The following is a 12,036-nucleotide window of genomic DNA, read 5'->3' as shown; positions in this document are numbered from 1 at the left end:
ATGGATTTCAACTTAAATGACGAGCAGGAGCTGTTTGTCGCCGGTATTCGTGAACTGATGGCCAGTGAGAACTGGGAAGCTTATTTTGCCGAGTGCGATCGCGACAGCGTCTACCCTGAGCGTTTTGTTAAAGCGCTGGCGGATATGGGCATCGATAGCCTGTTGATTCCGGAAGAACACGGTGGACTGGAAGCGGGTTTTGTCACCGTGGCCGCCGTCTGGATGGAACTCGGCCGCCTGGGCGCGCCAACCTATGTGCTGTACCAGTTACCGGGGGGTTTTAACACCTTCCTGCGTGAAGGGACCCAGGAACAAATCGATAAAATTATGGCGTTCCAGGGAACCGGTAAGCAGATGTGGAACTCTGCGATCACCGAACCGGGAGCGGGATCGGATGTTGGCAGCCTGAAAACCACTTATACACGTAAAAATGGTAAGGTTTATCTTAATGGCAGTAAGTGCTTTATCACCAGTAGTGCCTATACCCCTTACATCGTGGTAATGGCGAGAGATGGCGCATCGCCGGATAAACCTGTTTACACCGAGTGGTTCGTTGACATGAGCAAAGCGGGCATCAAGGTCAACAAACTGGAGAAACTCGGTCTGCGCATGGATAGCTGCTGTGAAATCACCTTTGACGACGTTGAGCTGGACGAGAAAGACATGTTCGGTCGGGAAGGTAACGGTTTCAATCGCGTAAAAGAAGAGTTTGACCATGAACGCTTCCTCGTCGCACTGACCAACTACGGTACGGCAATGTGCGCGTTTGAAGATGCGGCGCGCTACGCCAATCAGCGCGTGCAGTTTGGCGAAGCTATCGGCCGTTTCCAGCTGATTCAGGAGAAGTTTGCGCATATGGCGATCAAACTGAACTCCATGAAAAACATGCTGCTGGAAGCTGCCTGGAAAGCGGATAACGGCACCATTACCTCGGGTGACGCGGCAATGTGCAAATACTTCTGCGCCAACGCGGCATTTGAAGTGGTAGACACCGCCATGCAGGTGCTGGGCGGAGTGGGTATCGCGGGCAATCATCGCATCACGCGCTTCTGGCGTGACCTGCGCGTTGACCGTGTTTCTGGTGGTTCTGACGAAATGCAGATCCTGACGTTGGGTCGTGCGGTATTGAAGCAATACCGTTGATTCGTTCGTTTCGTAGGTCGGATAAGGCGTTAACGCCGCCATCCGGCAATATGCCCGGTGGAGCTGTGCTTACCGGGCATACAAAAAAATGCCAGGAGCAAAATTATGGATCACTTACCAATGCCAACCTTTGGCCCACTTGCCGGGGTACGAGTTGTATTTTCAGGGATCGAGATTGCCGGTCCGTTCGCCGGACAGATGTTCGCCGAATGGGGTGCTGAGGTTATCTGGATTGAAAACGTTGCGTGGGCCGATACCATCCGCGTACAGCCTAACTATCCGCAGCTCTCACGTCGTAACCTACACGCCCTGTCGCTGAATATTTTCAAAGATGAAGGTCGGGAAGCATTTCTGAAGCTAATGGAAACCACCGATATCTTCATTGAAGCCAGTAAAGGCCCGGCCTTTGCTCGTCGCGGAATTACTGATGAAGTGCTGTGGGAACATAACCCGAAACTGGTAATCGCCCACCTTTCCGGCTTCGGCCAGTTTGGGACCGATGAGTACACTAATCTTCCGGCATATAACACTATCGCGCAGGCGTTCAGCGGCTATCTGATCCAAAACGGCGACGTTGATCAGCCGATGCCTGCTTTCCCGTACACCGCCGATTACTTCTCAGGAATGACCGCAACGACAGCGGCGCTGGCTGCCCTGCACAAAGTACGCGAAACGGGCAAAGGTGAAAGCATTGATATCGCCATGTACGAAGTCATGCTGCGTATGGGTCAGTACTTCATGATGGATTACTTTAACGGCGGCGAAATTTGCCCACGCATGACCAAAGGCAAAGATCCGTATTACGCTGGCTGCGGCCTGTATAAATGCGCCGATGGTTATATCGTCATGGAGCTGGTAGGCATCACACAAATCAATGAATGCTTCAAAGATATCGGCCTCGCCCATATTCTTGGTACGCCAGAAGTCCCGGAAGGTACCCAGCTTATCCATCGCGTGGAATGCCCTTATGGCCCGCTCGTGGAAGAGAAACTGGATGCGTGGTTGGCAACGCACACCATCGCCGAAGTGCAGGCGCGCTTTGCAGAGCTGAATATCGCCTGCGCGAAGGTACTGACCATTCCGGAACTGGAAGGCAACCCGCAGTACGTTGCTCGTGAATCTATTACTCAGTGGCAAACGATGGATGGTCGCACCTGCAAAGGACCGAATATCATGCCGAAATTTAAAAACAACCCGGGGAAAATCTGGCGTGGCATGCCGTCACATGGCATGGATACCGCCGCCATTCTGAAAAACATTGGTTATAGCGAAGCAGACATAAATGAGCTGGTCGGCAAAGGCCTGGCCAGAGTTGAGGAATAAACGTGACGCGCTGACCCGCGAGTGGGTTAGCGCTCACGCCTGATTTCAGTGGATAAAGCAATATGGATATCGTTGGCGGACAAAACTTACGTCAGATGTGGGACGACCTGGCCGGGGTGTACGAAGATAAAACGGCGTTAATTTTCGAATCCTGCGAAGGAAACGTTCGGCAGTTTAGCTATGCCTCGCTCAATGAAGAGATTAACCGCACGGCGAACCTTTTCCATTCCTTAGGGATCCGCAAAGGCGACAAGGTCGCGTTGCATCTTGATAACTGTCCGGAATTCATCTTTTGCTGGTTTGGGCTGGCAAAAATTGGCGCCATTATGGTGCCGATTAATGCCCGATTACTGGGCGAAGAAAGCACCTGGATCCTGCAAAACAGCCATGTGAGCCTGTTAGTCACCAGTGCCCAGTTTTATCCTATGTATCGCCAGATACGGCTGGAAAATACGACTCCGCTTAATCATATTTGCCTGATTGGCGAGCAACTTCCGGTTGACGACGGCGTGAGCCACTTTACCCAACTGCAAGCCCGCCAGTCGACTACGCTGTGTTATACGCCCGCGTTATCCACTGATGATACGGCAGAAATTCTGTTTACCTCTGGCACCACCTCACGACCTAAAGGGGTTGTCATTACCCACTACAACCTGCGATTTGCCGGCTATTACACCTCCTGGCAAATCGCCCTGCGTGATGACGACGTCTACATGACGGTGATGCCCGCTTTTCATATCGACTGTCAGTGTACGGCGGCCATGGCGGCATTCTCTGCAGGCAGCACCTTTGTGCTGTTGGAGAAGTACAGCGCCAGGGCGTTCTGGGATCAGGTACGTAGATACCAGGCGACGGTCACCGAATGCATTCCGATGATGATCAGAACCCTGATGGTACAACCCGCGGCCCCAACGGACAGACAGCATCGCCTGCGCGAAGTGATGTTCTATCTCAATTTATCCGAGCAGGAAAAAGACGCCTTTACCGAACGCTTTGGCGTCAGGCTGCTGACGTCCTACGGTATGACCGAAACCATCGTTGGCATTATTGGCGATCGCCCAGGAGACAAACGGCGCTGGCCCTCTATAGGTCGCGTGGGTTTTAGCTATGAAGCCGAAATCCGTGACGATCAAAACCGTCCCCTGCCCGCCGGAGAAATTGGCGAAATCTGCATTAAAGGCGTGCCGGGCAAAACTATCTTCAAAGAGTACTATGCGCAGCCGGAGGCTACCGCCAAAGCGCTGGAACCTGAGGGTTGGTTACATACCGGAGATTCGGGTTACCAGGATGCGGACGGATTTTTTTATTTCGTCGACAGGCGCTGCAACATGATTAAACGCGGCGGGGAAAATGTCTCCTGCGTCGAGCTGGAAAATATTATTTCTGCGCACCCGAAAATTCAGGACATTGTGGTTGTCGGTATAAAAGATTCGATCCGTGATGAAGCCATTAAAGCATTTATCGTGCTCAATGAAGGTGAAACATTAAGCGAAGCTGAGTTCTTTAGCTTCTGCGAAAACAATATGGCGAAATTCAAGGTTCCCTCGTTTATGGAGATAAGAACCGACCTGCCACGCAATTGTTCAGGAAAAATAATCAAAAAAAATCTGAAATAACCCTTCCGGCTGGAATTCCTCCTGCCGGGAAATTTATTTATCTGGAGATGAACTATGAGTGAATCATTACATCTGACCCGTAATGGCCCGATCCTGGAAATTACTCTCGATCGTCCTAAAGCCAACGCTATTGACGCAAAAACCAGTTTTGCCATGGGGGAAGCTTTTCTTCATTTTCGTGACGACCCGGAATTACGCGTCGCGATTATCACCGGCGGCGGTGAGAAATTCTTTTCTGCGGGCTGGGACTTAAAAGCAGCGGCCGAAGGTGAAGCGCCAGATGCCGACTTTGGCCCCGGCGGTTTCGCTGGTTTAACCGAAATTTTCGACCTCGATAAGCCGGTTATCGCCGCAGTTAACGGCTATGCGTTTGGTGGCGGTTTTGAGCTGGCGCTGGCAGCGGATTTTATCGTCTGTGCGGAAAATGCCAGCTTTGCGCTACCAGAAGCCAAACTGGGGATCGTACCTGACAGCGGCGGCGTACTGCGTCTGCCTAAACTGCTGCCACCGGCTATCGTCAACGAAATGGTGATGACAGGCAGACGAATGAGCGCAGAAGAAGCGCTGCGTTGGGGTATCGTCAACCGCGTTGTCAGCCAGAGCGAGCTGATGGATAGCGCGCGCGAACTGGCGCAGCAGTTGGTGAATAGCGCCCCGCTGGCTATCGCCGCACTGAAAGAAATTTATCGTGCGACCAGTGAAATGCCGGTAGAAGAGGGCTACCGTTACATCCGCAGCGGAGTACTGAAGCACTATCCGTCGGTGCTGCACTCAGAAGATGCGCTCGAAGGACCTCAGGCATTTGCAGAAAAACGCGATCCGGTGTGGAAAGGACGCTGATAACCGATGAGCTATTACGCCTTTGAAGGCCTGATTCCGGTAGTGCATCCAGAGGCGTATGTTCATCCCAGCGCCGTGTTGATTGGTGATGTGATCGTGGGAGCTGGCGTCTACGTCGGCCCACACGCCTCACTGCGCGGTGACTATGGTCGCCTGATTCTGGAGGCGGGTTCTAACTTGCAGGATGGCTGCATCATGCATGGTTATTGCGACACTGACACCATCGTGCATGAAAATGGGCACATCGGCCACGGTGCAATCCTGCACGGTTGCGTGGTGGGCAGGGACGCGCTGATCGGCATGAACAGCGTAATTATGGACGGCGCGGTGATTGGCGAAGAGAGCATTGTCGCCGCCATGAGCTTTGTCAAAGCCGGATTTCAGGGGGAAGCAAGGCAACTGCTGGTCGGTTCACCTGCTCGCGTACTGCGTGAAGTCACTGACCAGGAACTGCACTGGAAGCGACTGAACACTAAAGAGTATCAGGACCTTGCGGTCCGCTGCCGGGCAGGTTTACGTGAAACGCAGCCATTAACGCAGGTCGAAGAAAACCGGCCGCGCCTGAAAGGCACGACGGACGTGAAACCCAAATCAGCCCAGTAATCTATGCCGGATGCGCTAACGCTTATCCGGCCTACGAATCAATCACCGTTAACGCTACCATCAGGTAAGCGAATCATTAGCGACGCATACTTTTTGACAGCATCATCTGCCATTTCTGCTCACGGTTGAGCTCTGTTGGCGGAACGCCAGACAGTCGCGGCGTTTTCGCCACACTCACCTTTTTTTCCTGCAAATTGTGGCTCAATCGGTTGTAGAGGTGGGAATCAATACTGATGACTTTCACCAGACGCTGGCACTGGCAGCCCCGGCCTGCAATCTGATTAGGGATCATCTTAACTTCACAAACAATTTCTCCCACTTCCGACAAAATATAAGAGAGCGTATTAATTGCCTTGCAGTGTTCAATATCAAAATGGCGGGAAATTTCCTTTGCGGTGATCCAACGATCTTCAGCCATCATCCAGTCAGCAATTAACAAATAAAGCGGTCTTTCAACATATTTTTCACACATAAGCACACCATTTCACAAATTAAAAATCTGGCTACGGCCTGTCCAAATTAATAAAAACTAAGCCATATTAAAATTGTGGATATAAAAGATAGTATGCGACTTGAATGTTGATTAGTGTGAGCAATATCGTGCTTATTACATTGAAAATGTGGTTATGAAACTGCATTTGGCCAGGAATGACCTTACGAGAGGTAAAAAAGGGTTTCTTTACAGAAACCCTTTCAAGATAATATTACAGGTCCGGTTAACGCAATTATCACCGGCCCCTTTGCTTATGCCTTTTTGATCTGCGCGTGCATTTCCTGCACCGAGGTCACCTTCTCAGTGGCATCGGCATTCAACGCCATCGCCGTCGCGAAACCGCCGTTCAAAGTGGTGTCATAATGCACTTTGTACTGCAGCGCGCTGCGGCGAATCAGCTTAGAGTCTTCAATCGCCTGACGACCTTCGGTGGTGTTGATGATGTAAGTGTACTCGCCATTCTTGATACGATCCTGAATGTGCGGACGCCCTTCATGCACCTTGTTCACCAGACGTGGGTTGATACCCGCTTCGCCCAGCACAATTGCCGTGCCGTGCGTTGCATCCAGCTCAAAACCAAACTTCAGCAGCTTCGCCGCCAGGTCAACCACGCGCTCTTTATCGCCTTCGCGAACGGAGAGCAGTGCACGACCCTGTTTTTTCATGGTGGAGCTGCTGCCCAGCTGTGCCTTGGCGAACGCTTCTGCGAAGGTACGACCCACGCCCATCACTTCCCCGGTAGAGCGCATTTCAGGCCCTAACAGCGGGTCAACGCCCGGGAACTTGTTGAACGGCAACACCACTTCTTTTACCGAGTAGTATGGCGGGATAACTTCTTTGGTGACGCCCTGCTGTGCCAGCGTTTTTCCGACCATTACGCGCGCCGCGACTTTCGCCAACGGTACACCCGTTGCTTTGGAGACGAATGGAACGGTACGTGCCGCACGCGGGTTGACTTCAATCAGGTAAACTTCGTTATTCTTCACCGCAAACTGGACGTTCATCAGACCGCGAACCTGCAGTTCGAAGGCCAGTTTCTGCACCTGCTGGCGCATTACATCCTGAATTTCCTGGCTCAGCGTGTACGCAGGCAGAGAACATGCGGAGTCACCAGAGTGTACGCCCGCCTGTTCGATGTGCTCCATGATGCCGCCAATCAGCACCATTTCGCCGTCGCAGATAGCATCCACGTCCACTTCAACCGCATCATCAAGGAAACGGTCCAGCAGCACCGGTGCATCGTTAGACACGCTGACCGCAGTCTGGAAGTAGCGACGCAGGTCGGCTTCGTCATAGACGATTTCCATCGCGCGACCACCGAGAACGTAGGACGGGCGCACCACCAGCGGGTAACCAATCTCTTTCGCCTTCTCAACAGCCTGTTCAATGGCCGTCACGGTGGCGTTCGCCGGTTGTTTCAGCTTCAGACGGTCAACCGCGTGCTGGAAGCGCTCACGGTCTTCCGCACGGTCAATGGCATCCGGGCTGGTACCGATTACCGGCACGCCTGCTGCTTCCAGCGCGCGCGCCAGCTTCAGCGGAGTCTGGCCACCGTACTGCACAATAACGCCTTTCGGCTTCTCGATGCGCACGATTTCCAGTACGTCTTCCAACGTTACCGGCTCGAAGTACAGACGGTCGGAGGTGTCGTAGTCGGTAGAAACGGTTTCCGGGTTACAGTTGACCATGATGGTCTCGTAACCGTCTTCGCGCAGTGCCAGCGAGGCGTGTACGCAGCAGTAGTCAAACTCGATGCCCTGACCGATACGGTTTGGACCGCCGCCCAGCACCATGATTTTATCGCGGTCGACGGACGGATTTGCTTCACACTCATCTTCATAAGTGGAGTACATGTAGGCGGTGTCGGTGGCAAATTCTGCTGCGCAGGTATCCACGCGCTTGTAGACCGGATGCAGATTGTACTGGTCACGCAGTTTGCGAATTTCCGCTTCGCGAACGCCGGCCAGTTTCGCCAGACGCGCATCGGCGAAACCTTTACGTTTCAGCATGCGCAGGAAGTCAGCGTCGAGGCCGTTGATGCCAAGGTCGGCTACTTTTTCTTCCAGGCGTACCAGTTCTTCAATTTGCACCAGGAACCAGCGGTCGATGTTGGTCAGGTTGAACACGCCGTCGACGGACAGGCCCGCGCGGAAGGCATCGGCGATATACCAGATACGCTCTGCGCCCGCGTCTTTCAGCTCGCGGCGAATTTTGGTCAGCGCTTCAGGATCGTCCAGGCTTACTTTCGGGTCGAAGCCGGTCGCGCCCACTTCCAGACCACGCAGCGCTTTCTGCAGCGATTCCTGCTGGGTACGGCCAATCGCCATCACTTCACCAACAGATTTCATCTGCGTGGTCAGACGGTCGTTAGCGCCAACGAATTTCTCGAAGTTGAAACGGGGAATTTTCGTCACAACGTAGTCGATGGACGGCTCAAACGAAGCCGGAGTGCGGCCGCCAGTGATGTCGTTCATCAGCTCGTCGAGTGTGTAACCTACCGCCAGCTTGGCAGCGACTTTAGCAATCGGGAAGCCGGTTGCTTTGGACGCCAGCGCTGAGGAGCGGGACACGCGCGGGTTCATCTCAATAACAATCAGACGACCGTTTTTCGGGTTTACCGCAAACTGGACGTTAGAGCCGCCGGTTTCCACGCCGATTTCACGCAGTACCGCCATCGAGGCGTTACGCATGATTTGATATTCTTTGTCGGTTAACGTCTGGGCTGGCGCCACTGTGATGGAGTCACCGGTATGGATGCCCATCGCGTCGAAGTTTTCGATGGAGCAGACGATGATGCAGTTGTCGTTTTTATCACGAACCACTTCCATCTCGTACTCTTTCCAGCCAATCAGCGATTCATCAATCAGCAGTTCGTTGGTTGGGGAAAGGTCCAGACCGCGTTCACAGATTTCTTCGAACTCTTCACGGTTGTAGGCGATACCGCCGCCAGTGCCGCCCATGGTGAAGCTAGGGCGAATAATGCACGGGAAGCCAACGTCAGCGGCAACTGCCAGCGCTTCTTCGATGGTGTGAGCGATGCCTGAACGCGCGGTGTCGAGACCAATCTTCTTCATCGCGATATCGAAGCGACGACGGTCTTCCGCTTTATCAATGGCATCCGCCGTTGCGCCAATCATGGTCACACCGAACTCAGCCAGTACGCCCTGGCGCTCCAACTCCAGCGCGCAGTTCAGCGCTGTCTGGCCGCCCATGGTTGGCAGCACCGCATCCGGGCGCTCTTTCTCAATAATTTTGCGTACCACTTCCCAATGAATCGGCTCGATATAGGTGGCATCGGCCATTTCCGGGTCGGTCATGATGGTTGCCGGGTTAGAGTTCACCAGAATAACGCGGTAACCCTCTTCACGCAGGGCTTTACACGCCTGTGCGCCGGAATAGTCAAACTCACACGCCTGACCGATAACAATCGGACCCGCGCCCAGAATCAGGATACTTTTTATGTCTGTACGTTTTGGCATGGCTCTTTTACTCCTGATTATTTCGCGGACTGACGGTATTGCTCAATTAACTCGATAAAGTGGTCGAACAGCGGTGCGGCATCGTGCGGACCCGGGCTCGCTTCCGGGTGCCCCTGGAAACTGAACGCCGGTTTGTCGGTGCGATGAATCCCTTGCAGGGTGCCGTCGAACAGCGACTTGTGGGTCACGCGCAGGTTAGCCGGCAGCGTGGTTTCATCAACCGCAAAACCGTGGTTCTGCGCGGTAATCATCACCACATTTTTATCAATGTCTTTTACCGGGTGGTTACCGCCGTGATGGCCGAACTTCATCTTGATGGTCTTCGCACCGCTCGCCAGCGCCAGCAACTGATGGCCGAGGCAGATGCCAAATACCGGAATATCGGTTTCGAGGAACTTTTGAATTGCCGTGATCGCGTAATCACACGGTGCCGGGTCACCAGGGCCGTTAGACAGGAAGATACCGTCCGGATTCATCTTCAGAACGTCTTCAGCGGAGGTTTTCGCTGGAACCACCGTCAGGCGGCAGCCGCGGTCCGCTAACATACGCAGAATGTTACGTTTAGCGCCGAAATCGTACGCCACAACGTGGAACGGCAGTTCATCGGTAGATTTGGCTTCCGGCAGGTCACCGGCCAGCGTCCAACTACCTTGCGTCCAGCTATACGGCTCCGCGGTGGTGACTTCTTTCGCAAGGTCCATACCATTGAGGCCCGGGAATGCTTTCGCTTTTTCCAGCGCCAGCGCGGCATCCGGGTTATCGCCCGCAATGATGCAACCGTTTTGTGCGCCTTTTTCACGCAGCAAACGCGTCAACTTACGGGTATCAATATCAGCAATCGCCACAATGTTATGGCGCTTGAGGTAGGAAGAGAGGTCTTCGGTATCGCGGAAGTTGCTGGCAATCAGCGGCAGGTCGCGGATGACCAGGCCTTGCGCATGTACCTGAGAAGATTCAGCATCGGCTTCATTGGTGCCGACATTACCGATATGAGGATAAGTAAGAGTGACGATTTGGCGGGAATAGGAAGGATCAGTGAGGATTTCTTGATAACCGGTCATTGAAGTATTGAAAACGACTTCCCCAACCGCCGAACCTGTTGCCCCTATGGCCCGACCGTGAAACTGGGTTCCGTCTTCCAGAACCAATAGCGCTGACTTAATCAAAACACCCTCCAGAGAATATTCACTCACTTTATTTGCATATTAATTCATTTACACATCATGAATCAATGCAAATTTGCTTACCTATGGATTTCTGGCAAACGGCGGCATTCTAGAGACAGCCCACGTAAAAGTCTACCCAAAAGGACATTTTTTATTATTATTTTACGCCACTGGGATAAATCACACGATTTAACAGGCAAAAAGATCAGCTAACTTGGGATGGAAAACGCTTGCGGCAGATAAAGAGTGTAAAAACAGGAAGTGCGATAGTAAAAAGTGGACCATTTGGTCAAAATTCACATTCAGATAACAAAACACCACCACAAAAAACTGGTAAAATTGCATTTAAATGAAAAACAATACTCAAACACTAAAAATTAAAGGGCAATAAAGTATTGCCCCATGTAATCAATTAATTATGATTACAATAACCACATCACGAAGGGTAGTAAAAGCTATAAATTACGTAAATCAAGCACATCTTTCATATCAAAAAGACCATTTGACTTTGATTTCAGCCAAATTGCCGATCTCACCGCACCGTTAGCAAAGGTCATGCGACTGGACGCCTTGTGCGTAATCTCAATACGCTCGCCAATATCGGCGAACATCGCGGTGTGTTCCCCGACGATATCCCCCGCTCGTACCGTGGCAAAACCGATCGTGCCCGGTACGCGCTCGCCAGTGTAACCCTCACGGGAATAGACTGCGCAGTCTTTCAGATCTTGATCCAGCGCCCCAGCAATCGCCTCGCCCATGGCCAGCGCAGTGCCTGACGGCGCATCCACCTTGTGGCGGTGGTGCGCTTCGATAATCTCAATATCGGTGTAATCACCCATCACTTTCGCCGCCTTCTCCAGCAGCTTCAGCATGACATTCACACCCACGCTAAAGTTCGCGGCGAAAACAATAGCAATCTCCTGCGCGGCATCGCGAATAGCCTGTTTACCTGTGTCATCAAAGCCGGTGGTGCCAATCACCATTCCTTTACCGTGCTGGCGGCAAAACGCCAGATGCGTCAGCGTGCCTTCCGGGCGGGTAAAATCGATGAAAACATCGAAATCATCTTTCACCGCTTCAAGGCTACTTTGTACGGTTACGCCCGTTTTCCCGGCTCCCGCCAACTCTCCTGCATCGCTTCCTAATAAGGAAGAACCGTCACGCTCCAGCGCCGCGCCGAGCTGTACGCCATCCATGCCGAGAGTGGCCTGAATCAACTGACGCCCCATGCGTCCTCCGGCTCCCGCGATGGCAACGCGGATTTGTGCATCATGCATAGCTATTCTCTTTTGTTAATTTTACGTAAATCGTTTTCAGATTAACCAGCGCATCGCTGCGCCGCCAGCCCAAAACGTCGATAATTAGAATTTAAT

Annotated in this window: 9 protein-coding genes; 5 read left to right on the top strand and 4 right to left on the bottom strand. The window is 52.6% G+C overall.

Annotation, left to right across the window (positions count from 1 at the left end; translation table 11 throughout):
• From caiA to caiE, 5 genes are all read left to right on the top strand, one after another.
• Positions 1–1,143 (top strand): crotonobetainyl-CoA dehydrogenase, encoded by a 1,143-nt coding sequence (gene caiA, locus On2M_RS04255; protein WP_005124373.1) that lies wholly within the window; start codon positions 1–3, stop codon positions 1,141–1,143.
• Between the two features lie 105 nt (positions 1,144–1,248).
• Positions 1,249–2,466, top strand: a complete 1,218-nt coding sequence (gene caiB / locus On2M_RS04250; protein ID WP_151216711.1) for an L-carnitine CoA-transferase — start codon at positions 1,249–1,251, stop codon at positions 2,464–2,466.
• Positions 2,467–2,528: 62 nt separating this feature from the next.
• The gene (caiC, locus tag On2M_RS04245; protein ID WP_210904421.1) at positions 2,529–4,082 is read left to right on the top strand and encodes a crotonobetaine/carnitine-CoA ligase; all 1,554 of its coding nucleotides are present in this window, start codon (positions 2,529–2,531) and stop codon (positions 4,080–4,082) included.
• Between the two features lie 54 nt (positions 4,083–4,136).
• Positions 4,137–4,922 carry a crotonobetainyl-CoA hydratase gene (caiD, locus tag On2M_RS04240; protein WP_116360653.1) on the top strand — a complete coding sequence of 262 codons (786 nt, stop codon included), beginning with the start codon at positions 4,137–4,139 and terminating at the stop codon, positions 4,920–4,922.
• A 6-nt stretch (positions 4,923–4,928) separates the two neighbouring features.
• Complete coding sequence (gene caiE, locus On2M_RS04235) at positions 4,929–5,525, top strand: carnitine operon protein CaiE (protein WP_151216709.1); 597 nt, start codon at positions 4,929–4,931, stop codon at positions 5,523–5,525.
• Positions 5,526–5,601: 76 nt separating this feature from the next.
• Here the strand turns inward: caiE and caiF are convergent, their stop codons facing one another.
• From caiF to dapB, 4 genes are all read right to left on the bottom strand, one after another.
• On the bottom strand, positions 5,602–5,997 hold the full coding sequence (gene caiF / locus On2M_RS04230; RefSeq protein WP_151216708.1) for a carnitine metabolism transcriptional regulator CaiF: 396 nt from the start codon (positions 5,995–5,997) through the stop codon (positions 5,602–5,604).
• A 272-nt stretch (positions 5,998–6,269) separates the two neighbouring features.
• A complete protein-coding gene (gene carB / locus On2M_RS04225) occupies positions 6,270–9,497 on the bottom strand; it encodes a carbamoyl-phosphate synthase large subunit (protein WP_210904420.1) in 3,228 nt (1,075 codons plus the stop codon).
• Between the two features lie 17 nt (positions 9,498–9,514).
• Positions 9,515–10,663 (bottom strand): glutamine-hydrolyzing carbamoyl-phosphate synthase small subunit, encoded by a 1,149-nt coding sequence (gene carA / locus On2M_RS04220; RefSeq protein WP_187253708.1) that lies wholly within the window; start codon positions 10,661–10,663, stop codon positions 9,515–9,517.
• A gap of 455 nt (positions 10,664–11,118) precedes the next feature.
• Entirely contained in the window at positions 11,119–11,940 is an 822-nt protein-coding gene (dapB, locus tag On2M_RS04215) for a 4-hydroxy-tetrahydrodipicolinate reductase (protein ID WP_210904419.1), read from the bottom strand.
• Between the last annotated feature and the right edge of the window lie 96 nt (positions 11,941–12,036).

Source organism: Citrobacter sp. On2M (assembly GCF_018035235.1).
GTDB classification, from domain to species: Bacteria; Pseudomonadota; Gammaproteobacteria; order Enterobacterales; family Enterobacteriaceae; genus Citrobacter; species Citrobacter meridianamericanus.
Note: the sequence above shows the minus strand (reverse complement) of the source record. Positions and strands in the feature narration are given on the sequence as shown.